This is a genomic window from Silanimonas algicola (assembly GCF_054777375.1).
Genome location: NZ_BAAHAS010000002.1, coordinates 366,525 through 390,593 on the forward strand (window position 1 = coordinate 366,525; position 24,069 = coordinate 390,593).

At 69.9% G+C, this 24,069-nt stretch carries 18 protein-coding genes; 11 read left to right on the forward strand and 7 right to left on the reverse strand.

Features of this window, described 5'->3' with window-relative positions; translation table 11 throughout:
• Nucleotides 1-50 precede the first annotated feature (50 nt).
• The 3 genes from ACYVAK_RS06880 to ACYVAK_RS06890 all read left to right on the forward strand — a co-directional run bounded on the left by ACYVAK_RS06880 (nt 51) and on the right by ACYVAK_RS06890 (nt 3,893).
• A complete protein-coding gene (locus ACYVAK_RS06880; protein ID WP_461059283.1) occupies nt 51-809 on the forward strand; it encodes an RNA methyltransferase in 759 nt (252 codons plus the stop codon).
• Between the two features lie 94 nt (nt 810-903).
• A complete protein-coding gene (locus ACYVAK_RS06885; RefSeq protein WP_461059285.1) occupies nt 904-1,770 on the forward strand; it encodes a phosphate/phosphite/phosphonate ABC transporter substrate-binding protein in 867 nt (288 codons plus the stop codon).
• Nucleotides 1,767-3,893 carry a putative bifunctional diguanylate cyclase/phosphodiesterase gene (locus tag ACYVAK_RS06890; protein WP_461059287.1) on the forward strand — a complete coding sequence of 709 codons (2,127 nt, stop codon included), beginning with the start codon at nt 1,767-1,769 and terminating at the stop codon, nt 3,891-3,893. The genes ACYVAK_RS06885 and ACYVAK_RS06890 overlap by 4 nt, the downstream gene beginning before the upstream one ends.
• Nucleotides 3,894-3,932: 39 nt before the next feature.
• On the opposite strand, the gene ACYVAK_RS06895 is transcribed toward ACYVAK_RS06890, so the two are convergent.
• The 3 genes from ACYVAK_RS06895 to ACYVAK_RS06905 all read right to left on the reverse strand — a co-directional run bounded on the left by ACYVAK_RS06895 (nt 3,933) and on the right by ACYVAK_RS06905 (nt 6,390).
• Complete coding sequence (locus ACYVAK_RS06895) at nt 3,933-4,550, reverse strand: exopolysaccharide biosynthesis protein (RefSeq protein ID WP_461059289.1); 618 nt, start codon at nt 4,548-4,550, stop codon at nt 3,933-3,935.
• A gap of 9 nt (nt 4,551-4,559) precedes the next feature.
• Nucleotides 4,560-5,870: a hemolysin family protein gene (locus ACYVAK_RS06900; protein ID WP_461059291.1), complete on the reverse strand. Its 1,311-nt coding sequence runs from the start codon at nt 5,868-5,870 to the stop codon at nt 4,560-4,562.
• 112 nt (nt 5,871-5,982) lie between these two features.
• A complete protein-coding gene (locus ACYVAK_RS06905) occupies nt 5,983-6,390 on the reverse strand; it encodes a hypothetical protein (protein ID WP_461059293.1) in 408 nt (135 codons plus the stop codon).
• A gap of 33 nt (nt 6,391-6,423) precedes the next feature.
• On the opposite strand from ACYVAK_RS06905, the gene ACYVAK_RS06910 reads away from it, so the two are divergent.
• The gene (locus ACYVAK_RS06910) at nt 6,424-6,783 is read left to right on the forward strand and encodes an MGMT family protein (RefSeq protein ID WP_461059295.1); all 360 of its coding nucleotides are present in this window, start codon (nt 6,424-6,426) and stop codon (nt 6,781-6,783) included.
• Between the two features lie 44 nt (nt 6,784-6,827).
• Entirely contained in the window at nt 6,828-7,460 is a 633-nt protein-coding gene (locus tag ACYVAK_RS06915; RefSeq protein WP_461059297.1) for a rhomboid family intramembrane serine protease, read from the forward strand.
• A 51-nt stretch (nt 7,461-7,511) separates the two neighbouring features.
• Here ACYVAK_RS06915 and rapA read toward each other — a convergent pair whose 3' ends face one another.
• Nucleotides 7,512-10,349 (reverse strand): RNA polymerase-associated protein RapA, encoded by a 2,838-nt coding sequence (rapA, locus tag ACYVAK_RS06920; RefSeq protein WP_461059299.1) that lies wholly within the window; start codon nt 10,347-10,349, stop codon nt 7,512-7,514.
• The gene (locus tag ACYVAK_RS06925) at nt 10,349-12,226 is read right to left on the reverse strand and encodes a M13 family metallopeptidase (protein WP_461059301.1); all 1,878 of its coding nucleotides are present in this window, start codon (nt 12,224-12,226) and stop codon (nt 10,349-10,351) included. Before ACYVAK_RS06925 ends, rapA begins: the two co-directional genes overlap by 1 nt.
• A gap of 120 nt (nt 12,227-12,346) precedes the next feature.
• On the opposite strand from ACYVAK_RS06925, the gene ACYVAK_RS06930 reads away from it, so the two are divergent.
• The 4 genes from ACYVAK_RS06930 (at nt 12,347) to ACYVAK_RS06945 (ending at nt 15,995) form a co-directional block, all read left to right on the forward strand.
• Nucleotides 12,347-12,898 (forward strand): GbsR/MarR family transcriptional regulator, encoded by a 552-nt coding sequence (locus tag ACYVAK_RS06930; protein ID WP_461059303.1) that lies wholly within the window; start codon nt 12,347-12,349, stop codon nt 12,896-12,898.
• Nucleotides 12,891-14,279 carry a cytochrome ubiquinol oxidase subunit I gene (locus ACYVAK_RS06935; protein WP_461059305.1) on the forward strand — a complete coding sequence of 463 codons (1,389 nt, stop codon included), beginning with the start codon at nt 12,891-12,893 and terminating at the stop codon, nt 14,277-14,279. The genes ACYVAK_RS06930 and ACYVAK_RS06935 overlap by 8 nt, the downstream gene beginning before the upstream one ends.
• Nucleotide 14,280: 1 nt before the next feature.
• Nucleotides 14,281-15,366, forward strand: coding sequence for a cytochrome d ubiquinol oxidase subunit II (locus tag ACYVAK_RS06940; protein ID WP_461059307.1), 1,086 nt, complete (start codon nt 14,281-14,283; stop codon nt 15,364-15,366).
• Between the two features lie 80 nt (nt 15,367-15,446).
• The gene (locus ACYVAK_RS06945; RefSeq protein ID WP_461059309.1) at nt 15,447-15,995 is read left to right on the forward strand and encodes a copper chaperone PCu(A)C; all 549 of its coding nucleotides are present in this window, start codon (nt 15,447-15,449) and stop codon (nt 15,993-15,995) included.
• Between the two features lie 119 nt (nt 15,996-16,114).
• Here ACYVAK_RS06945 and ACYVAK_RS06950 read toward each other — a convergent pair whose 3' ends face one another.
• Complete coding sequence (locus ACYVAK_RS06950) at nt 16,115-18,214, reverse strand: M13 family metallopeptidase (protein ID WP_461059311.1); 2,100 nt, start codon at nt 18,212-18,214, stop codon at nt 16,115-16,117.
• Between the two features lie 186 nt (nt 18,215-18,400).
• Between ACYVAK_RS06950 and ACYVAK_RS06955 the strand changes: the two genes are divergently transcribed.
• On the forward strand, nt 18,401-21,376 hold the full coding sequence (locus ACYVAK_RS06955; RefSeq protein WP_461059313.1) for a TonB-dependent receptor domain-containing protein: 2,976 nt from the start codon (nt 18,401-18,403) through the stop codon (nt 21,374-21,376).
• On the opposite strand, the gene ACYVAK_RS06960 is transcribed toward ACYVAK_RS06955, so the two are convergent.
• Nucleotides 21,377-22,126 (reverse strand): DUF481 domain-containing protein, encoded by a 750-nt coding sequence (locus ACYVAK_RS06960; protein ID WP_461059315.1) that lies wholly within the window; start codon nt 22,124-22,126, stop codon nt 21,377-21,379. It abuts the gene before it with no gap.
• A 365-nt stretch (nt 22,127-22,491) separates the two neighbouring features.
• On the opposite strand from ACYVAK_RS06960, the gene serA reads away from it, so the two are divergent.
• The gene (gene serA, locus ACYVAK_RS06965; protein WP_461059317.1) at nt 22,492-24,069 is read left to right on the forward strand and encodes a phosphoglycerate dehydrogenase; all 1,578 of its coding nucleotides are present in this window, start codon (nt 22,492-22,494) and stop codon (nt 24,067-24,069) included.

Below are 24,069 nucleotides of genomic sequence, written 5' to 3' on the forward strand. Positions count from 1 at the left end.
CGGTCGGTGCCGGGCCGGCGCGGAGTTTAACCGATTCCCCGGAGGCAACCTTGCGCGCGCTTGAACGGGTCCGCATGGTGCTCGTGGGCACCCAGCATCCGCGCAACATCGGTTCATCGGCCCGCGCGCTGAAGACGATGGGGTTCGGCGCCATGCATCTCGTGTCGCCGGAGAAGTTCCCGCATGCCGACGCCACGGCGTTGGCCGCCGGGGCCGACGACCTGCTCGAGGGTGCCCGCATCTTCGGGACGCTGACCGAAGCCGTGGCGGGCTGCACGCTGGTGCTGGGCAGCACCGCGACGCAGCGTGCGGTTCCGATGCCCGAGCTGACGCCGCGCGACGCCGCGGCGCGGCTGCTGGAGGCGTCGCGGCACGGAGACGTGGCCCTGGTGTTCGGGCCCGAGCGCACCGGCCTCGAGAACGCGGAGCTCCAGCTCTGCCACGCCTCGGTGTGCATCCCGACCGATCCGGCGTTCAGTTCGTTGAACCTCTCGCAGGCCGTACAGGTGCTGGCGTACGAACTCCGCCTGGCCGCGATGGCTGAAGCGGGCGTGGCAGCCTCGCGTGATCCGCTCGATGAACGGCCGCCGGCCACGCACGACCAGATGGAGCGCTTCTTCGCCCACCTCGACGAGGCCCTGCACGACATCGACTTCCACAAAGGCCGCAGCGGGCTGACCGTGATGCGCCGGCTGCGCCGGTTGTTCCTGCGCGCGGCGCCGGACGAGCGCGAGGTGCGCGTGTTGCATGGCATCCTCGCCGACGCCCAGCGCATGGCCCGTTTGGCCGGAGCAAAGAAGTCACAATAATCGTCAATTCGTGTCAGACTCGGCGGGTTACACGGTGTCAAGGCCGAGGATGGACGGGCGAAAGCGGTTTCGTGCAGTTGCAGCGATGGTGTGCATGGCCTGGGCGTCCATCGCCGCGGCCGGACCCGGCGTCCTCGTCCTCGGTCGCATCAGCGACGATCCGCAGCGCCACTACGACCAACTGAGGCCCTTGCTCGATTACGTCGTGCCGCGGATGGCCGACGTGGGCATCCGCGAAGGCCGCATCCTGATGGCGCGCGATGCCTCGCGGATGACGAGCTACCTGCGCCATGGGCGTGTCGACTGGGTGACCGAAACGGCCGCCACGGGCCTCACCCTCATCCATCGCGCGAGCGCGCCGGTGCTGCTGTTGACCGAACGCAATGGCGTCAGCCACTACCGTTCGGTGGTGTTCGTCAGAGGCGATTCGCCGATCCGCTCGATGGGTGACCTGCGTGGCCGTCGCCTCGCGCTGCAGAGTCCGGCGTCGACGAGCGCCTATCTGCTGCCGGCGATCACGCTGCTCGATGCCGGCGTGCCGATGGAGATCCTGCCGTCCCCTACCGATCGCCCGCGAAGCGGTGGTGTGGGCTACGTCTTCGGCAATACCGAGGCCAACATCGCCACCTGGGTGATGAAGGGGGTGGTCGATGCCGGGGCGTTCAGCGACGTCGATTTCGCCGAGCTGGTGGAGCGCGATCCCCGCGCCGCCTCGCTTCGCGTGGTCGGCCGGAGCATGAGCGCTCCGCGGGCCATGGAGATCGTGCGCGCCGACCTCGATCCGCGGGTGCGCGACCGCCTTCGTGCCGTGCTCCTGCAGGCGTCGGTCGACCCGGCCGCGGCGCCGGCACTGCGCCGCTTCTTCGGCACGACCCGCTTCGCCGAGGTGACGCCGGAGAATGCCGCGGCCCTCGAGGTGCTCGCCGAATCCGCGCGCCGGACGCGGGAGGCCATCGAGTGAGGTTCCGCTGGACGCTGCGCGCCCAGATGCTGGGCTGGGTCACGCTGTGCGTGGCGACGGTGGCCTTGATCTTCGCCGGCCTGATATGGCGCGAACAGCGCAGCTTCGTCGCGATGCGGGAGGGCGGCGATGCCCTCGTCCTGGATGTCGTGCGCGAGGGTCTGCAGCAGCGCGGCTCGGCGCTGGCCAACCAGCTCGCCAACGCGGTGGCCAACCCGCTGTACTTCCTCGACCTGGAACGCATCGGCGAATACGCGCGCAACACCGGCCAGCAGGCCGACGTGGTGTACGTGCTTGTCGCTGACGCCGAGGGCCGGATCGTCCACGACGGCAGCCGCGACATCGCCCGCTTCGGCGAATCGATGCCCGCGCTGGGCACCGCCGGCGGCCCGCGGACCGGGAACCTGCATGGCGGCGTCGAGGCACACTGGTCGGAGGATCGCCTGCACCTGAACGCGCCGGTTCGCCTTGGCGAGCAGCGGGTCGGCTGGGTGCGGGTGGGGCTCTCCATGGAGGAGGGCGCGCGCGCCGCGTCGGTGTGGAGCGAGACCGTCGAGTCGCGCCTTGCGGAGACGCGCGCCGCCCACGTCCGCTGGCTGCTCGGCGGCCTCGCCCTGATCGCGGGGTTCGGGCTGGTCGGGCTGTATACCCTTCGGCGCAACGTGTTGAAGCCCATCCGCGCGCTGGCCGAGGCCGCCGCCGCGGTCGAGGGCGGGCGCTACGCGGAGGCCCGCAACCTCGCGGCGCGCGACGACGAGATCGGCGACCTCACGACCGTCTTCTCGCGGATGGCCGATTCGGTGGCTCGCCACGAGCGCGACATCCGCCGCATCGCCTACACCGACCCGTTGACCGGCCTCGGCAACCGCCTCGCGCTGAGCGAGTCGCTCGAATCCCGGCTGCTGACGCTGCAGGCCAGCAGCGGCGAACTGGCGTTGATGTTCATCGACCTCGACGACATCAAGCGCGTCAACGACACCCTGGGCCACCACGCCGGAGACGAGCTCCTGGTGGACGTGGCTTCGAGGATCCGCGCGGCCTGCGCCGAGGAGGGCATCGACGCGGCGGAGCTGGCGCGCTTCGGTGGTGACGAGTTCGTGGTGCTCTTCCCCGAGATGGACGTCCGGCAGCGCGCGGAGTCGCTGGCGCGCCGGATCCTCGCTGCGATCAACGCCCCCTTGGCCTTGCACGATCGCGACCTCGTCGTCTCCGCATCGATCGGCATCACGGTGTTCCCTGATGACGCCGCTTCCGCGGCACAGATGGTCAAGAACGCGGACATGGCCATGTACGAAGCGAAGGCGGCGGGCAAGGGCTGCTTCCGCTTCTATTCCCGCGCACTCGACGAGGAAGTCGAGCGGCGCGTCCGCCTCGAGCATGACCTGCGCGGCGCTTGGGATCGCGGCGAGATGAGCCTCGCGTTCCAGCCCATCTTCGACCTCACCGACGGCCGTGCGGTCGGCGCCGAGGCCCTGCTGCGATGGACGCATCCGGTGCTCGGACTGGTGCCACCGTCGATCTTCATCGCCATCGCCGAGGACAGCGGCCAGGTCGAGGTCATCGGACACCGCGTGCTCGAGGAGGCGATGCGCTCGGCGACGCGTTGGCCCGCGCCCCACGGCTCGCGCGCGCCGTTCGTGGCCATCAACGTTTCCCCGCGCCAGCTCTCGCTTGGCGACCTGCCGCAAACGGTCGAGGGCGCGTTGCATCGCACCGGCCTCGATCCGAACCGGCTGCACCTCGAGCTGACCGAGACGGCCATCCTGCGCGACGAGGCCCAGGCGACGGCCGCATTCACCCGACTTCGCGCCCTGGGCGTGGGCGTGTGGCTCGACGACTTCGGCACGGGCTTCTCCGGCTTGTCGCACCTCCGGCGCGTCCCGGTCGACGGCGTCAAGATCGACCGCAGCTTCGTCACCGACCTGTTGCGCGATCCCAACGACCTGGCGCTCACGACCGGCGTGATCGCGATGGCCCACTCCCTCGGGGTGACGGTCGTGGCGGAAGGCATCGAGAACGAAGGCCAGCACGACCTGCTGCGCGAGCGCGGCTGCCCGTTGGGGCAAGGCTTCTACCTCGGTCGGCCCCTGCCGGCCGAGGAGGTCGGGCGCTTGTTCGGCTGACGGGGGCGCCCGCGGCGTCCGGCCGCCTTCCCCCCGTGCCTAGAGGAGGGGGGGCAGTCGTTGCAGGAGGCCCGTCAGGACCTCGGCGACGTCGTCGACCAGCAGGGCCACGGCAAGGATCTCGACCACGCCGAGGCCCCAGCCCAGCGCCAGCGTGCGGCCGTCGCGTTCGATCAATGCGATGGCGAACACCAGCAAGACCAGTCCGAAGGGGTAGTTGGTGAGCGGGATCGGCAGGGCCAACAGGCCGCCAAGCACCACCAGCAACGCGCCACTCGCGGCCTTCGCGGCCGGATGGTCGATCATCGCCGGCCAACGCGGCTGGCTGACGCGTTCGAGCCAGGCCAGCGGCCGGGCAAGGCGCGTGCGGAAACGTTCCAGCGAGGCGGTGGAAACCGGTCGTCGCTGCAGCCAACGCGGTAGCCAAGGATGCTCGGCCTGGGCCAGCAGTTGCAGGCCGGCCAGCGAAACGAGCGGGCCGCTGATGGCACCGGCACCGGCAGGGAGCGGCAGGAAGGCGGGCAGGATCGCAAGCAGGAGGAACAGCCCGAAAGCGCGCTCGCTGAAGGCGTCGAGGAGTTCCCCGAGGGGCAGGGTGGCCGGATGGTCGCGGGAGAGGCGTTCGAACAGGCGCCGCGTGGTCAGCCCGTCATCCATGCGCCGCTTTCAGGCCTGCACGGCGTCGTCGCGATCGAGTCGCTGTACCAGCAGCTTGTCGATGCGCGCGCCGTCCCGGTCGATCACTTCGATGCGCCAACCCTCCCAGATGAAGTGCTCGCCGGTGTCGGGGATGCGTCCGAACTGCGCCATGACCATGCCCGCGATGGTGTGGAAATCGTGGTCTTCCTCGCCGGGCAGGGCGCTCACGCCGAGCAGCTCGCGGGTCTCGTCGCTGGGCAGGCGACCGTCCACCAGCCAGCTGCCGTCATCGCGCCCGACGAGCAGGGGTTCTTCGTCGCTGGCTTCGTGGGGGGCCTGGCCGCGACCCATGACCGCGCCCAGCAGGTCGCTGGCGGTGACGGCGCCGATCACCTCGCCGTATTCATCCACCACCAGCGCCATCGTCTGCTGCTCCTCACGGAAGATTTCCAGCAGTCGCATCGACTGGGTCGACTCGGACACGAACAGCACGGGCTTCAGCGTGGCGAACAGGTCGACGCTTCCGCCCTGGCCCAGCCGGCCGGTGAGGCTCTTGACTTCGAGGACGCCCAGGACCTCGGCGTCGCTCCCGCGGTAGACGGGATAGCGCGAGTAGGGTGTCTCGCGCATGGTCGCGAGGTTTTCCTCGAGCGGGGCGTTGGCGTCGAGCCAGGTGATGCGCGTGCGGGGCGTCATCAGGCTGGCGGCACTGCGGTCGCCGAGGCGCAGGACGCGGTTCACCATGGCCTGCTCGTCGGCGTCGATGATGCCCTGCTCGTGGCCCTCGGCCACCAGCAGCCGGATCTCCTCCTCGGTGACGCGGTCGCCGTCGCTCCGGTCGGCGCGCAGCAGCTTGAGCAGGACCTTCGTCGACGTGGCCAAGACGAACACGAAAGGCTTCGCGATCATCGTCATCACGCCCATCGGCAGGGCGACCGCGGCGGCGATGCGTTCGGGATAGAGGGTGGCGATCCGCTTGGGCACCAGCTCGCCGAACACCACCGACCCGTAGAGGATCATCGAGAAGGCGATCGCCTTGGCGATCCAGTCGGCCCACTGGGCGGAAATCCCGAGATCGAGCAGCGGTGGGCGCAGGTGGACGGCGAAGGTCTCGGCGCCGAAGTAGCCGAGCAGCAAGCCTAGCAGGGTGATCCACACCTGGACCGAGGACAGGAAGCCGTCCGGATGCTCGGCGAGCTCCAGTGCCTTGCGGGCGCCGCGGCTTTCCTTCGCCAGCTGCTTGAGCCGTCCTTTGCGGGAGGTCATGACGGCCATCTCGGACATCGCGAAGAAGCCGTTGGCCAGCGTCAGGACGATGATGAGCAGGAATTCGATCACGGGCGCACCGTCGCGGTCAGCGCCAGGGATCGTCGCGAGTCAGGGTCGTCGGGCATGCGGGGTGAAGGGGCAAACGGGCCGCGAGTCTACCAAGGGGCGGTATCGGGCGGCGTTACAGAAGGTCGCCGCCGGCCGAGAGCAGTCGCTCCATGCGGTCGCCCTGGCCGCCGATCTCCAGGATCAGGCGATCCAGCTCAGCGCCGTCGAGGCCGGCGTAAGGGCGATTCTCGCAGAGCTGGAGGTAGGGGACGCCGTCGAGCTCGCCAATGGCCAGCCAGCCCACGCGCGAGTGCCAGTTGTAGGCCAGCATGCGGCGGGCGTCGATGCCGGTGATCGGCGCGATGATGGTGCTGGCGCGCAGCAGCCGGCGGCCGTCGTCGTCCTCCAGTTCCGCCAGGAACACGCTCTGGTGCCGCGTGCCGGCGTCCAGGGAAAGTTCGACGCAGAGCACGTACGGGTCGTTGGTGGTGATGCGGAAGTGCGACTGCACGTGGCCGCGGATCTGTTCGAAGTTCTGCATGGCGGTTTCCTTGGGTGGCGGTATCGTACCGCCATGACCATGACGACGAACGCCAAGGCCATCCTCGCGGTGATCCGCCGCATCCCGGCGGGCGAGGTGCGTGGCTACGGCGAAGTGGCGCGGGAGGCCGGGTTTACCCGCGGCGCGCGGCTGGTGGCGCGGGTGCTCGGCGAGAACACCGATCCTGCGCTGCCGTGGCACCGGGTGTTGCGCTCGGACGGTCGCATTGCCATGCCGCCGGACAGCCCGGGGTTTGCCGAGCAGGCGGCCCGTCTGCGCGCCGAGGGGGTGGTCGTGGAGAACGGGCGGGTCCGCAGCCTCCGGCGCACGGCGGCGGAGACCCTGGACGCCCTGCTCTGGGCGCCGCCGCCGGCAACGCGGAGCGAACGCTGAGGCCGGTATCATCCGGCCCCTGTCTCCATCGCATCGAGGGCCCCGTGCCGCGCCTGCCTCCCGTCACGCTGTACCTGCTCTGGATCCTCACCGGAACGTTCGCGCTGCAGTGGCTGGTCGGCGAGCCGATGGTGCGGTGGTTCGCCCTGTGGCCGGTGGGCAGCGAGGGCTTCGGCGGCGGCGGCTTCCTGCCCTGGCAGCTCGTGACCTACGCGGCGCTCCACGGCGACTTCATCCATCTTTTCTTCAACGCCTTCATGGTGTGGATGCTCGGCGCGATGCTGGAGTCGCAGTGGGGCACGCAGCGCTACGTGCAGTTCGTGCTGGCCTGCGTGCTCACCGCCGGCGCGGTGCACCTGCTGTTCGGGCTCGCCGGCGTGTTCCCGCCCGGGCCGGCGCTCGGCATCTCGGGGCTCGCCTACGGCCTGCTGCTGGCCTATGGCCTGATGTATCCCAACCAGCAGCTGATGCTGCTGATCCCGCCGGTGCCGATCAAAGCGAAGTACCTCGTCATGATCCTCGCCGGCCTGTCGGTGTTCATGGGCCTGACCTCGCCCGGCGGCGTGGCGCACTTCGCCCACCTCGGTGGCATGCTCGGCGCGTGGCTGGTGATGCGCTATTGGCGCGGGGACCCGCCGTTCGGCAAACGCCGTCCGACCCTGCGCTCGGTGCGCTGAAGGGGGGGCGCATGACCACGACGCCGCGTCGCGGCGTCGTGGGTCCGCGCCTCAGCGGCGCAGCAGCAGGAAGTCCGGGCTGGTCACGAGGCGCACGGCGTCGAGGCGTGGACGCGCGCCGGGCAGGGCAGCGAGAACGGCCTCGCGCTCGTCGCGCAGGGCCTGCACGTCGGCTTCGCTGACGGCGGGATTCACCCGGGCCAGCGACTCCAGTCGCGCGAGTTCGCCGCCCAGCCGCGTTTCGGCGAGTTCAGCGGCTTCGGCGATCACGCTGGCGGCATCGCGGCGCGCGCTCGTTTCGCAGGCGCCGAGCATCGGCGGCACGAGGCTGTTCAGCACCTTGCGCATCGGCGAGAGGTCGAACTGGCGGTCGGCGGCCTTGGCCACCGAGTCGGCATCCGGCGTGAAATCGTCGCGGCGCTGCAGGCGGGTGTCGACCACGGCGCGCAGCGGCGTGGGCGGCAGGAAGCGCGCGATGTTGAGCTTGGCGTCGGCGATGCATTCCAGCACGTAGACGGCTTCCAGCAGCGCGGTGCGCGGCGGCAAGGTCTCGTCGATGAGCAGGCAGGCGTTGCCGAGTTCGGAGCTCAGCATCAGGTCCTGCGCGCCAAGGATCATCGGGTGGTCGGCGCGGAGGTAGAGCAGGTCGTCGCGCGAGAGCGCGAGCCGGCGATCGCAGGTGGCTTCGCGGGCCCCGCCCTTCAGCGCGTCGAAGCCGTCGACGGTGAGGTATTCCGGGTCGAGCAGGAAGCGGCCTTCGCCGAGCGGCTCGTTCTCGATGCCGAAGGCTTCGAGCAGCTCGAGCATCGCCTCCTGCGAGGCGAGGTCGGCGTCGTCGTCGGCGAGGGCGGCGCGCAGCTCGTCGGCTTCGGCGCGCTGGCTGGCATGCTCGAGCAGGCGGTCGCGACCGCGGGCGATCTGTTCGGACAGCTCGGCGTGCGCCGCACGGGTGTCGGCGAGCAGCTGCTCGAGGGCGGGCTCCCGCCCCACCGGGTCGGCCTCGGCGAGCGCGACAAGCTCGTCGACGCTGCGACGCAGCAGCTCGCGGCCGTCCGGCACCACGCCGCGGAAGGCGTCGAGGCCTTCGTGGTACCAGCGCAGCAGGACTTCCTGCGCGCTGCCGGCGAGGGCCGCGGCGTGGAGGTGCACGTCGCCCGGCTGGCCGATGCGGTCGAGGCGGCCGATGCGCTGTTCGAGCATGTCGGGGTGCAGCGGCAGGTCCCAGAGCACGAGGTGCTGGGCGAACTGGAAGTTGCGGCCTTCGGCGCCGACTTCCGAGGCGATCAGCACGCGTGCGCCGTCCGGGTCGGCGAAGAACGCCGCGTTGCGGTCGCGCTGCAGAAGGTTCATGTCCTCGTGGAAGCGCGCGACCGGTTGGCCCCAACGCAGGCGCAGCGCCTCTTCGAGGGCCTGCACCTTGGCGCGCGAGCGGCATAGCACGAGGGCCTTCTCGCCGCCGAGCGCGTTCAGCGTGTCCAGCAGCCAGTCGAGGCGCGGATCCCTGGCGTAGTCATGCACCGGCTCCTCGTCGAGATCGCCGACTTCGAAGGCGAACTCGGCGCGCAGGCGGCCCAGCAGCCCGGCATCGTCGGTGGCGGGCAGCAGGTCGACGTGGGCGATGCGCTTCGGGAAGCCGCCCACCGCGGCGCGGCGGTTGCGCACCATCACGCGGCCGGTGCCGTGGCGGTCGACCAGCGCCTCGATCAGCGCGTCGCGGGCGGCGAGATCGCCAGCCTCGATGGCGGCGAGCGTGGTGTCCAGCCACTCGCGGTCGTTGGCGAAGAGGTCGTTGAGCGCCTCGCCGTCGGCGCGGGTCACGTCGCCAGCGTCGATCCGCTCGGCCAGCTGCGAGAGCGCGACGAAGCGATCGGACTCGGCGAGGAAGCCCTTGAGGTCGGTGTAGCGCGCCGGATCGAGCAGTCGCAGGCGGGCGAAGTGGCCGCCGCGGCCGAGCTGCTCGGGCGTGGCGGTGAGCAGCAGCAGGCCGGGCACGCGCTTCGCCAGCGCCGCCACCAGCGTGTAGCCGGGGCTCTCGAATTCCGGCGTCCAGATGAGGTGGTGCGCCTCGTCGACCAGGAGCAGGTCCCAGCCGGCCTGCACCAGCTGCTTCATGCGCTTGTCGTGTTCGGTGAGCCAATCCACCGAGGCCAGCACGAACTGTTCGTCCTCGAAGGGGTTGCGCGAGGGCTCGTTCATCTCGAGCGCCTCGCAGCGTTCCTCGTCGTAGATGGCGAAGGGCAGGTTGAAGCGGCGCAGCAGCTCGACGAACCACTGGTTGACGAGGCTCTCCGGCGTCAGCACCAGCACGCGTTTGGCGCGACCGCTGGCGATCTGCTGCGCGGCGATGGCGCAGGCCTCGATGGTCTTGCCGAGGCCCACTTCGTCGGCCAGCAGCAGGCGCGGCGTGCGGCGCGCGGCGGCGGTCTCGACCACGCGCAGCTGGTGCGGGATGAGGTCGATGCGGGCGCCGAGCACGCCCCAGCCCGGGTGGCGGCGGGCGCGGGCGCGCAGCTCGAGCGTGCGCACGCGCCGTTCGAACTGGTCGTTGCGGTCGATGCGGCCGCTGATCAGGCGCTGGTCGGCCTTCGACACCGGCTGCTCGGCGTCGAGCGCGCCTTCCATGAACTCGTCGTTGCCGGCACGGTAGAACACGAGGCCGCCGCGCTCCTCCACCGCCTCGATGGTGATTTCTTTGCCGTCCATGCGCACGCGGTCGCCGGCGCGGAACACCGCACGCACCAGCGGGGCGGCCTCCAGCGAATACTGGCGCACCGTGCCGGAGGCGGTGAACACGAACTGGACGCTGCGGCCGGCGATGCGCAGCACGGTGCCGAGGCCGAGCTCCGGCTCGGCGGACGAGAACCAGCGTTGACCGGGAACCAGGGCCATCAGCGCCACACCGCGATCGGATTGGCGCTGCGCATCACCGCGCCCACGCGGCAGCCGTAGGTTTCGCCGAAGGCAGGCAGTTGCGACAGCGGGCCATTCACGCGGAAAGCCGCTGGCGCGTAGGGCGAAGTCTGGACTTCGATACGCAGGGCGTCCGTGGTCTGGTTTTTCGCCCAAAGGTTTGCCCACGCGGTGAAGAAGGCCTTCTTCGTGTTGGCATCCGCCTCCGGCTGCGCCTTCTGGAAGGCGGCCCACGCGAACTCGAGGCCGGCGAGGTCGGCGCGGTTCATCGGCAGGGTGCGCGCCCCGTCGACCCGCAGGCCGGGGGCGGCCTGGAAGCTGTTGTACAGCGCGCCGAGCCCGGCTCCCCGGGAGCCGGGCGTCAAGCGTTTCGACAGCTCGTGGCCGACCAGCGCGCCCAAGGCCCCGAAGTCGGCGGCGTCGGCGACGTTGCCCGATTCACCGAGCAGCGGCGGCGCCAAGGCGGCGGCAGAGATCGCCAGGGTCTCGGTGCCGGTGAGCCATTGGACGGCTGGCATGCGCGCCGGCTGCGGATCGATGGCGAGCGGCCGGTCGGCGAGCACGCGCGATTCCGACCAGCGCCCGTAGTGCAGCAGGTTGCCGACGTGGTCGTCGGTCTTGAACTCCAGGCCGCTGGCATCGAACGTCGGCGCGCCCTGGCCGGCGATGTCGAAGCGCGCCGCCTTGAGGCGATTGGCGTCGTCGGTCGCCCCGGCCTTGGCCACCAGGTCCACCGCCGCCTCGCGGACGGCCTCGGCGACGGCGCTGGCGCGCTGGCGCCTGGCCTCCGGGGCGTAGCGGGTGTTGAATGCCGCGTCGTTGAGGCCGCCGAGCGTGCGGCGCAGCAAGGTATCCATGTGCTCCACGCGCGTCGGTGCCGCGGGGAGGCCGCGAAGGGTCTGCGCGAAGAAGCCGCCGTGGGCGCGTCGGAAATCGCTGCCGAGCTCCGGCGCGAAGCGATGCAGCACGCGGAAGCGCAGGTACCACTGCCACCGCTTGGGATCGCGTTCCGCCGCGACCAGTTGCCCCAGTGTGGCGAAGTAGCCCGGGCTCACCACGACGAGGTTTTCACTGCGCGCGCCGAGCTGCTTCAGCAGGTCGGCGAAGCCGAGGGCGATGAAGCGGCGGTCCTGGGCCCGCAGCGTGTCGGCGCTGCGGGCGTCGGGGCCTTCGCCGACCAGCGCTTGCGCGAGCTGGGTTTCGATCTGCAGCACGGCCTCCGAGGCCGGGGTGATCTCGGCGTCGGGCAAGCCGCCGGCGCGAAGAACGGCCTCGACGTAAGTCCGGTACTTCCCGAGCAGCGTCCGGACCTCCGGTTCGCTGGAGGTGTAGAAGACCGGGTCGATCAGGCCAAGCGGAGCCGGCACGGCGGCGAGCGGCCGATGGCCGTTGGACGTCGCTTCGAGCCGGACGAATTCCGCCAACGGCGCCACGCCGAGAGCGTGGTAGGTCGCCCCCACCTTGGCGAGATCGCGCGGCCGGCGCAGCTGGGCCAGCGGGGCGAGCAGCCTCTGGACGGCGGCGGCGCTCTGGCGGTCGAGCGCGGCCTCGTCGATGCCCGCGGCCCAGAAGGCTCCGAGCAGCACCTCCGCCTCGCCCTGCGGCGCGCTGCCTGCGGTGGCGAGCAGTGCGGTCTGGTTCCGCTTGGCGGCCTCCATCAATTCGGCCAGGCGGCTGCGCTCCGGCTGGGCCGGGGATGCCGGGTTGGCTTGGCGCCAGGCGTGGTTGGCGTGCCCGTCGAAGTCCGCGCAGGCCAGCGGCACGGCGGGCGTCCGGGCGCCCCGGTTCTGGGCCGCGGCGGGGGAAAGGACGAGGACGGCCGCCGCGAGGGCGACGGACAGGGGAAGCTGGCGCATGGGAGGGCGGGGTTCCGTGGGGGCGCAAGTTTACGCCGGTCGAACGGAGTCTCGGCTCTTCACGCCGAGATTGACGGGAGTGACTAAACTTTCAGGAAATCCTGAAAGTCCACGAATGCCATGCTCAGTCCCCTGGTCCAACGCTTCGTCCTGCACTTCGGCGAGATGGGCAGCCGTTGGGGCATCAACCGCACGGTCGGGCAGATCTATGCCTTGCTGTTCGTGTCGCCCCGCGCCCTCAATGCCGACGAGATCGCCGAGGCCCTCGCTTTCTCGCGGTCGAACGTCAGCATGGGTTTGAAGGAGCTGCAGAGCTGGCGGCTGGTGAAACTCCAGCACCTTCCCGGCGACCGCCGGGAGTATTTTTCCGCCCCCGAAGACGTCTGGGCCATCTTCCAGACGCTGGCCGAGGAGCGGCGTAAACGCGAGGTCGACCCGACCCTGTCGATGCTGCGCGACGCCCTGCTCGAGTCGCCGGCGGACCCTGCCGACCGCCACGCGCAGGCGCGCATGCGCGAGATGCACGACCTGATCGAACTGACGACGGGCTGGTTCGAAGAAGTGCGCGCGATGGACCAGGAGCGTCTCGTCGAGCTGATGAAGCTCGGCAAGAAAGTCGGCAAGTTGCTGGACGCCCGTGACCGCTTCATCGGAGGCAAGAGCCATGCTTGACGCACTCGATCCGCTGCTGCTCGCCCGCATCCAGTTCGCGGCCAACATCAGCTTCCACATCCTGTTCCCCACCATCACGATCGCGCTCGGCTGGGTGCTGCTGTTCTTCAAGTGGCGCTTCGGCAAGACCGGCGACCAGAAGTGGATGGACGCCTACGGCTTCTGGGTGAAGGTGTTCGCGCTCAGCTTCGCGCTCGGCGTGGTGAGCGGCATCACCATGAGCTTCCAGTTCGGTACCAACTGGCCGGGCTTCATGGAGCGCGTCGGGAACATCGCGGGTCCTCTGCTCGCGTACGAGGTGTTGACGGCGTTCTTCCTCGAGGCCACCTTCCTCGGGATCATGCTGTTCGGCTTCAAGCGCGTCGGCAACCGCATCCACACGCTGGCCACCTTCCTCGTCGCCTTCGGCACGACGATGTCCGCCTTCTGGATCCTCGTGTTGAACTCGTGGATGCACACGCCGGCCGGTTTCGAGCTGCGTGATGGTGTGGCGCACGCGACGGACTGGATGGCGATCGTCTTCAACCCGTCGATGCCTTGGCGCTTCAGCCACATGCTGGTCGCGTCCTTCCTGACCGTCGCCTTCCTGCTGGCCGGCCTTTCCGCCTACCGTTGGCTGCGCGGCGACCGCGCCCCGGCGGTGCTGGCGGCCATGCGCACCGGCGTGTTCATGGGCGCGCTGCTGATCCCGGTGCAGATCGTGCTCGGCGACTTCCACGGCCTCAACACGCTCAAGTACCAGCCGCAGAAGATCGCGGCCATCGAGGCGATCTGGGAAACCGAACGCGGCGTGCCGCTGGTGCTGTTCGGCTTCCCCGACGAAGAGGCGCGCAAGACGCACATGGCGGTGGAAGTGCCGAAGCTGGCGTCGATCATCCTCACCCACGACCCGGACGGCGAACTCAAGGGGCTCAACGAATTCGAAGGCCAGCATCCGCCGGTGGCGCCGGTGTTCTGGGCCTTCCGCATCATGGTGGGCATCGGCATGGCGATGCTGGCCGTCGGCTTCTGGGGCGCCTGGGTGCTGAAGCGCAAGCAGCAGCCGACGCCGTGGCTTTCGCGGGCGCTGGTGCTGATGACCTTCTCCGGCTGGGGCGCGGTGATCGCCGGCTGGTACACCACGGAGATTGGTCGCCAGCCGTGGCTGGTTCAGGGCGTTCTGACCACGGCCGACGCCGCCAGCGCGGTGCCTGCGCCGATGATCGGACTGACGCTCGTCGGCTACCTCGTGATGTACGCGGGCTTGCTCGCCGCCTACATCAGCGTGGTCTTCTACATGGCTCGCAAGGCGGGCACGCGAGCGGAAACGCCGCAGGCGGAGGGTCCGGGCGTGGTGCCGTTCGCCAACGCCCCGGCGGCCCTGACGGCGAAGGGGGCGTGAGATGCGCAGGATGAGGGGCGTCATCGCCGCTTTGGCACCGGCCTCCGCCGTGGCCGCCCCGGCCACGCCGGACCTGGCCACGCCGGCGGGCTGGCTGCCGGTCGCCTTCACCGTCGTCATGGGCCTCGCGATGCTGGCCTACGTGGTACTGGACGGTTATGACCTCGGTGTCGGCGTGCTGATGCGCCGTGCCTCCGAGGAGCACAAGGACCGGATGGTGGCTTCGATCGGCCCGTTCTGGGACGCCAACGAAACGTGGCTGGTGCTGGGCGTCGGTATCCTGCTGGTGGCCTTCCCGATGGCCCACGGGGCGATCCTCACAGCCCTCTACCTGCCGGTGGCACTGATGCTGCTGGGGCTGACGCTGCGCGGGGTGGCCTTCGACTTCCGGGTCAAGGCCAAGGCCCAGCACAAGGCGGCCTGGAACGGCGCGTTCTACGCCGGTTCGCTGATCGCCACGCTTGCGCAGGGTTACATGCTCGGCCAGCTGGTGATGGGCTTCGACGCCGGCTGGGGCGCGTTCGCGTTCGGTGCGCTGATCGGCGTCTGCCTCGTCGCCGGCTACGCGCTGCTCGGCGCCGGCTGGCTGATCATCAAGACCGACGGGGCGCTGCAACAACAGGCGGTGCGCTGGGCTCGCGGCAGCCTGTGGCTGACAGCGCTCGGCATCGCCGCCGTCTCGTTGGCAACCCCACTGCTGTCCGAACGCATCTTCGACAAATGGTTCACGCTGCCTTGGGTCGTGGTGCTGGCCCCGGTCCCGCTGGCGACGGCGGTGCTGTTCTTCATCGTCGATCGCAGCCTCCGCCGGCTGCCGACGCGCCTCGCCGATGGCAATGAATACGGTGCCTGGGTGCCGTTTGCCGGGGCGATCGGCATCTTCCTGCTGGCCTTCTACGGCCTCGCGTACAGCCTGTTCCCCTACCTCGTGGTGGATCGCATCACCATCTGGCAGGCGGCGTCGGCCCCCGAGTCGCTGATGATCATCTTCGTTGGCGCCTGCGTCGTCCTGCCGGTGATCATCGGCTACACCGTGTTCGCCTATCGCGTGTTCGGCGGCAAGGCGCAGGCCCTCGACTACACCTGAACGGTCGATGCGGCAGCCTCAATGCCGTCCCTGCGCCATCCTCCACCACCGAGTTCCCTACCACCGTCCCCGAGCACACCATGCGCCTGATCCCTGCCGTCCTTGCTCCTGCCCTTGCTCTTGTCCTCGCCGGTTGCGCCGCCGAACCCACCCCCAGCGAAGCGACGACCACGACCGCCGCTTCCGGCACCGTCGCCCCGGCGGCCGTGCCGGCCGCGAGCGCCCACGTCGGCCTGATGGCGCATGAGCCGTGGTCGCGCCCGCTCGCGCCCGGCGCCACGGTGGCCGCCGGCTACATGCACCTGATGAACCACACCACGACCCCGGAGACCCTCGTGGGTGCGCGGGCCGACGGCGTGGGCCGCATCGAGCTGCACGACATGGCCGAGGTCGACGGCGTCATGCAGATGCGCCCCATCGACGGCGGCGTGCCGCTGGTGGTTGACGGCATGGCGGCGTTCCAGCCCGGCGGCAAGCACCTCATGTTCATCGACGTCAGCCGCTCGTGGAACGAGGGCGACGTCGTGCCGGTGACCCTGGTGTTCGAGAGCGGCACGGAGACGGTCATCGACTTCGCCGTGACGGCAACGAAGGGCGAGGCCGCCCCGGACGAGCACGCGCACCACTGAGCCGCCCGCGGTCGTTCCGCGAGGATCGCCGCCCCGGCCGATCCAAGAAAAAACGGCCCGGCGTAGGCCGGGCCGCTGGAGTCCGCCGGCACGAGGAGGGCCGGCGGAAAGGGGCGTCCTTACCAGATGGCGATGCGCTTCGCGTCCGGGCGGACCATCGGGTCGCCGTCCTTGCAGCCGAACGCCGCCGCGAAGGCCGGCATGTTGCTCGGCGCACCGTTGGCGCGGAAGCGGGCCGGGGCGTGCGGGTCCGTGACGAGCCGGACGTTCATTTCCTTGTCGGTGTAGTTGCGGCGCCACACGGTCGCCCAGTTGGCGAAGAAGCGCTGGTCCTGCGTCAGTCCCTCGACCATCGGATCGGCGTAGCCCTCGCCCTGCGCCGCGAGCATGGCCGCGTGCGCGACCGTGAGGCCGCCGAGATCCGCGATGTTCTCGCCCAGCGTCAGGTTGCCGTTGACGTTCTTGCCGGCCAGCGCCTCGTAGGCGTCGAACTGTTCGACCAGCATCGTGGTCTTGCCCCTGAAGCCTTCCGCGTCGGCCGGCTGCCACCAGTTGGCGAAGCTGCCCTTGGCGTCGAAGCGCGAGCCCTGGTCGTCATAGCCGTGGATCATCTCGTGGCCGATGACCGCGCCGATGCCGCCGTAGTTCAGCGCCGGGTCGGCCTTCGGGTCGAAGAACGGCGGCTGCAGGATGGCCGCCGGGAAAACGATCTCGTTCATCAGGGGGTTGTAGTAGGCGTTCACCGTCTGCGGCGTCATGCCCCACTCGCCGCGGTCCTTCGGCTGGCCGATCTTCGCCATCTGGTAGGCATGGTTGAACGTGGCGGCGGCGATGATGTTGCCGACGTAGCTCTCACGCGTGGTGGCGAGGCCGGACCAATCGCGCCACTCGTCCGGATAGCCGATCTTCGGCGTGAAGCTGGCCCACTTCTCGAGGGCCTTGGCCTTGGTTTCCGGCGTCATCCACTCGAGGGCCTCGATGCGCGCCTTCAGCGCGGTCGACAGGTTGCCGACGAGCGTTTCCATCTGCGCCTTGCTCTCGGCCGGGAACGCGACATCGACATAGAGCTCGCCGAGCGCTTCACCCACGGTGCCGTTGACGGTGTCGAGGACCCGCTTCCAGCGCTCCTTCTGCTGCTCCTGGCCACGCAGCGTCCTGCCGTAGAAGGCGAAGTTCTGGTCGGCGAAGGCCTTGGGCAGGAAGGGCGCCAGGCCGTCCAGCGTGTGGAAGCGGAAGTAGGCCTTCCAGTCCTCCATCGGCACCGAGGCGAACAGGCCGTCGAGCGTCTTGAAGAAGTCCGGGTTGGACAGCGAGAACTGCGCCGGACGGGCGACGCCGTTGGCATCGAACCACGCGCCCCAGTCGAAGCTTGGGGTGATGGCGTTCGCGGCGTCGATGCTCACCGGGTTGTAGTACTTGGAGACGTCGCGCGACAGCTCCTCGCTCGAGTACGTCACCTTGGCCAGCGCCGTTTCGATGGCGAGCACCTGCGCGGCCTGCGCCGTGGCGGTGGCCTCGTCGGCGCCGGCGAGCGTCAGCATCGCCGCGATGTGGGCCTGGTAGGCCTCGCGCTCGGCCTTGTGGGTATCGCCTTCGTAGTAGCTCTTGTCCGGCAGGCCGAGGCCGCCCGGCGTGGCGTAGCCGATGACCTTCGAGCTGTCCTGGAAATCGGATTCGCCGCCGAACAGCACGAGGCCCATGGCGCCGCGCTTGGCGGCGTTGCGCAGGTAGGCGGGCAGGTCGGCCGGCGCGGCCAGCGCGTCGATCTCGGCCAGCAGCGGCTGCACCGGCGTGAGGCCCGCGGCTTCGATCGCGGCTTCGTCCATGCCGGTGGCGTAGAAGTCACCGATGAGCTTGTGCGTGCCGGTGGCGCCGGTCATCGCGGCCGCGGCTTCGACGATCTGCTTCTGCGTGTGCAGCGAGCGCTCGGCCAGCATCTCGAAGCTGCCCCACGTGGTGCGGTCGCCCGGCACCGGGTTCGCGGCGAGCCAGGAGCCGTTCACGTGGCTGTTGAGGTCCTGGCACGCGGGCGTGGCCGCGTCGAGGTCCGCGGCGGCGAACGCCGCGACCGGCGGGAGTTGGCTGGCGTCGATGCTCAGCGTCGGCGCGGCGGGCGTCTCCGCGGCGGCCGGCGGCGGGGCTTCGGAAGCCTTCGAACAGGCGGCCAGCAGGATCGTTCCGAGGGCGAGCGCCAAGGGCTTCAGCACGGGGGTATTCATGGGGCGTGGCTCAGGGACGGGCGAAGGGCCCGGGGAGGCGCCATGCTGCGCCCGGGGCCGAGGGGGGGGCCTGTGCCGATGGTCATGACGCGCCCTTCACATCCGTGACAACGCCGTCCGCCTGCCATCGGCCTGTAACGCAAGCGCCACAGACTTCCGCGCATTCCCGCACCCGGACGTCCCGTGATGAAGCGCTCCACCGCCCTTGCCCTGTCGTCGATGGCCTTGGCCATCAAGCTCGCCCTCGTGCCCGTGCACGCCCAGTCGCCGGCCACCGGCGCGGTCGTCCAGACGCAGCCCCGCGGCGCGGCCCAGGTGTGGGTGTATGCCTACCGGGCCGGCCAGCCGGCCTCGGGTGTGGAAGCCAAGCTCGGTGCCCGCGTGCTGGGCGTGACCTCGGCGCAGGGCGTGGTGGGCGGCTCGGTCACGACGGGTCCGCAGACCTTGGTCGTCCGCGACGGGCAGCGCGAGGTCGCCATCGACCTCGACCTTGCCGTCGGCGAGCAGGTGCAGGTGGCCCTGCAGTTCGTGCCCGGCCGCCCGCCGGCCTACACGCTGACGAGTTCGGTGAAGGGCACGACCACGGTGGACCTCGCGGCGCGGGAGGCCGCCGCGGCCGCGCCCGCCGAAGCGACGGACGAGGGGCGCACCGCCACGCTCGACGCGATCAACGTCGCCGGTGAAGCCGTCCGCGTCGACGATCAGGCCGCCTACGTCGACCTGGAACGCATGTCGGTGTCGGTGGACGACACCCTCTCGATCGAACAAATCACCCGCGCGGGCGACACGGACGCCGCGGTCGCCCTGCGGCGCGTCACCGGCCTTACCCTCGTCAACAGCCGCTTCATCTACGTGCGCGGCCTCGGTGAGCGCTACTCCTCCGTGCTGCTGAACGGCGCGTCGATCCCCTCCCCGGATCCCACGCGTCGCGTCATCCCGCTCGACCTGTTCCCGACCGACGTGCTGGAAGGCGTCGTCGTGCAGAAGACGTACACGCCGGACATGCCGGGCGAGTTCGGCGGTGGCACGATCCAGCTGCGCACCAAGGCCATCCCGCTGCAGCCGTTCTTCCGCGCCTCGGTGACGGTGGGCGGCGAGCAGGGCACGACGTTCCAGGACGGCCTGCGCTACGACGGCGGTAGCGACGATTGGACCGGTCGCGACCGCAGTGCGCGCGATCCCGACCCGACGCTCGATGCCGTCCGTGCTGCGCGCGGCTTCTTCGCCGGCCAGAGCTTCGGAAACCCTGACGGCTTCACGCCGGCCGAGATCGAAGCCGTGGGCGAGCGCCTGGCCGGCAACAGCAGCTACGACCCCTACATGGCGGAGGTCGGGCCTGACCTCGGCGCGTCGATCGCCGGCGGGCAGCGCTTCGACCTTGGCGACGACGTGCGTTTCGGGCTGCTTGGTTCGGTGCGCTACTCGCAGCAGTGGGATTCCCAGGAGGAGACGCGCCGTTACCTGCAGGCCAGCAACGCCGGCCTCGTCATCCGCGACGAGACCCGGCTGCTGGGCACCACCCGCGAAATCGACCTGTCGGCCTTCAGCGTGCTGGGCCTCGAGCTCGGCAGCGACCACCGGTTCACGCTGACCTCGATGCTGCTGCGACAGGCCGAGGACGAGGCCCGCGAAGAGACCGGCATCATCGACGCCCAGCAGCTGCAGCGCTATCGTCTGGAGTGGATCGAGAACTCGCTGCTCAGCCACCAGCTCGCCGGCCAGCACCGCATCCCGTTCTTCGCGGAGATGGCCGATTTCGACTGGCAGTACACCGATGCCGCGGCGCGCCGCTATGCGCCGAACACCCGCCAGTTCCGCTTCAACTTCGATGACGGCGGCCGCCGGACGCTGTCGCAGTTCGGCGAGAGCAACGAGCAGACCTGGGCCAACCTCGACGACGACTCGCGTTCGCTCGACCTGGGCTTCAAGGCGCCGTTCGCGTTCGATGACGGTGCCATCTATGGCACCGTCGACCTCAATGCCGGCCGCACCCTTCGCGATCGCGACAGCTACATCCGGCGCTACGGTTTCGGTTTCCGCTTCAGCGACGCCAACCTGTTCAACCAGGTGATCGCGCTGCCCGGCCTCGGCCAGATGCTGGTGCCGCAGTACATCGGTCCGAATGGCTTCGTGCTGCAGGAAGTGACCGCCGCCACCGACAACTACGTCGCCGATCAGCGCGTCGACTACGTCGGCCTCGGCATCGACGTGAGCGTCAACGATCGCTTCCGGCTGAACGCCGGCGCCCGCTACGAGACGAACCAGCAGTCGGTGAGCACCTTCTCGGTGCTCCAAGCCAACCAGCGCATCGACAGCGCGCTCGACGAGAGCGACGTGCTGCCGAGCTTCGGCGCGACGTGGATGATCGACGACGCCCAGCAGCTGCGTTTCGGCTGGAGCCGAACGCTTTCGCGTCCGGATTTCCGGGAGCTGTCGCCCGCGCCGTTCCTCGATCCGATCCTCGACATCCTGACCTTCGGCAACCCGGACCTCGAGACGGCGAAGATCACCAACATCGACCTGCGCTGGGAGTACTACTTCTCGACGGAAGAGTCGCTGTCGGTGGCGCTGTTCCGCAAGGAGTTCGACAAGCCGATCGAGAAGCTGCTGCTGCCGGCGACGGGCTCGCTGCTGCAGACGCTCGCCAACGCCGAGTCGGCCACGAACCAGGGCGTCGAGATCGACTATTTCCAGCGCATGGGCTGGGCCGATGGCTGGTTCGGCGACGTCGACATGGCCAATTGGTTCATCGCGGCGAACTACTCGTGGATCGATTCCGAGATCGTGCTCGACCCGGCGCGCGCCGGCGTCAGCACCAACCTCAACCGCCCGCTGGAGGGCCAGTCGCCCTTCGTCGCGAACCTGCAGCTGGGGTACAGCAGCCCGGACGGAGCGCACGAGGCGGCGCTGTCGTTCAACATGTCCGGCGAGCGGATCGTGCAGGTGGGCATCGACACCCAGCCGGACGTCTACGAGCAGCCGGCCGGCCAGCTCGATGTCAACTGGAAGTGGCGGTTCGCGCGCGACTGGTCGACGCGGGTGCGCCTGCGCAACCTGCTGGACCCGTCCGTCGAGTTCCAGCAGGGTGGCATCAACATCCGCGAGTTCAAGCGCGGCCGCGAGATCGCGATCTCGCTTGAGTGGTCGCCGAAGAAGGACTGATCAGAAGCCGACGACGAGGTTCGTGGTGAACAGGGTGTCGGTTCTGTCGATGCCCTCCGGCACCTCGGTGGTGTGGCGCACCTGGTAACCGGCCTTCAGGGCGTAGCGCTCGCTCATCTGCACGGCGACGCCGAGGTCGTTCTGTACGAAGGTCGAACCGCCACCCGATTCGGCGAGCAGCAGGTTGGTGAGCGAGGTGTTGGCGGTGAGCTGGTGCTTGAAGTCCAGCGAGCCGCGAACGATCGCGTCAGTCTCGGCCTCGACGGGGGTGAGGACCGGCGGCGTGCCGAGCAGCGCGTCGATCGGCTGCACGCGTCGGGCACCCGGGCCGATTTCGGCGAGGAGCGACGTCGCTTCGCTGTCGACGAACCGGTAGCCGACGCCGAGCGACGCGGTCGACTGGTACTCGAAGGAAGCGAAGTCGTCGTTCTCGTGGCGCAGCGTGCCGAACAGGTAGGCCTGCGGGCTGAAGTCGTAGCCCAGTTTCAGGCCTGCCTCGTAGCGGTTGGCCGAGAGCTGGTCGTCGGACTCGGCGCGCAGCGCCGCGGCGTTGATGCCGTAGAACCAGCGCTCTTCCTCGCGCAGGAAGGCGAACTTGCCATTGACGGTCTCGCTGTCGGCATTGCCGCTGGCGATGGCGAGGCCGAATTCGGCGGTGCCCGACCAGCTGCGATCGGGGGCGGCGGCATCCTGGGCGGTGGCCACGACGGGCAGGGTGGCGAGGAGGAGGAGCGTCGACGAAAGGCGCATGGCGGGGTTTCCGGTACGAGACCGCGCGAGGCTAGGGCGCGGGCGCCGAATCGGCGATGAACCCTGCCGGTCGGGCCTGCAACCGTATGCAGGCCGTGGGTCTCGCGACAGGGGTTCCCACCGGTGCCGCAGGGCGGTAGTCTGGCCGGGCTACTCAGGACTCCCATGCGTATGACGCCCCGTCTCCTGACCGTGCATCGGCCTCTGCACCGGCCCATCCACCGTCTTTCCGCCACCGCTGTGTTGTGCCTTTTGCGCCGTCGCGGTGGCGCGTCTTCCGTGGGTTTCCGTCGATTCCTTCCCGTTCTGGCCGCCTTGGCCGGTTCGCCCCTTCCCGACGTTTCCCTTCACCCACGGAGTGCTCCATGCGCGTTCTCGCTTGCGACGGTATCCACGAAGACGGTTTGACCCTGTTCCGCGACGCCGGCTGGGAGGTCAAAGCCGTCGACGCCATCAAAGACCCCGGCACGCTGTCGCGCGCCCTGGCGGACGTCGACGTGCTGATCGTCCGCTCGGCCACCAAGGTGCCGGCCGAGGCCCTCGTCCACGCCTCCCATCTGCGCGTGATCGGCCGTGCCGGCGCCGGCGTCGACACCATCGACGTCGATGCGGCGACCGACCGCGGCATCGCGGTGATGAACGCCCCGGACGGCAACACGCTGGCCGCCGCCGAGCAGGCGCTGGCCCTGCTGTTCGCGCTGGCCCGCCACGTCCCCGCCGCCGACGCCGGCATGAAGGCCGGCCAGTGGCCGAAGAGCGGCCTCACCGGCTTCGAACTCGAGGGCAAGCGCCTCGGCGTGATCGGCCTCGGCCGCATCGGCGGCACGGTGGCGCGCAAGGCGCGCGGCATCGGCATGGAGGTCGCTGCGTTCGATCCCTTCCTGCCGCCGAACGCCGCGGCCAAGAGCGCCGTGCCGCTGATGGACCTCGACGCCCTGCTGGCCTGGGCCGACGTCATCACCCTGCACATCCCGCGCACCAAGGAAACCACCAACCTCCTCAGTGCCGAGAAGCTGGCGAAGATGAAGAAGGGCGCCTACGTGATCAACGCCGCGCGCGGCGGCCTGATCGACGAGGACGCGCTGCTCAAGCTGGTCAATGACGGCCACCTGGCCGGCGCCGGCCTCGACACCTTCGCCACCGAGCCGCTGCCGGAGGACTCGCCGCTGCGCGCCTGCAAGAAGATGGTGCTCGCCCCGCATCTCGGCGCCAGCACGTCGGAGGCGCAGCAGGGCGTCAGCACCATCCTCGCCCGCCAGATCATCGACTTCATCAACACGGGTGCCGTCGCGGGCTGCGTCAACCTGCCGCCGCTCTCGGCCGAAGCCGCCCGCGAGATCGGGCCGTGGATGCCGCTGATGACCGCTTTGGGCAAGCTCGCCGTCCGCCTCGTGCCGGCGCCGACGCGCCTCGACATCACCTACGCCGGCCGCACCGACAAGCTGGATGCCAAGCCGCTGACGCGCCTGCTCACTGCCGCGGTTCTGGGCACCGCCTCCGGCCGCGTCACGCCGGTGAACGCGCTGGCCGAAGCCGCCGCGCGCGGCCTCACCGTGGCCGAGACCGTGGGCGGCGACGGCGATGGCTTCGACCGCCTGCTGCGCGTGCGCATCACCGGCGTCACTGATGACGGCCAGGAGCGCACGCGCGAGATCGAGGCGACGCTGCATCGCGGCCCGCGCGTGGTGCGCTTCGATGGCGTGGAGATCGAGTTCGACCCGCTGTCGCCGGTGCTGCTGATGCGCAACGAGGACCGCCCCGGCATGATCGGCACGGTCGGCAGCCAGCTCGGCGCGGCCGGCATCAACATCGTGAACTTCGCGCTCGGCGCGGCCGGCGACGGCCAGGCCCGCGCGGCGATCACGCTGGACCGTCCGATGGACGACGCCCACCTCGCCACCCTGCGCGCCATCCCCGGCGTGCTCTCGCTGCAGCAGGTCTGA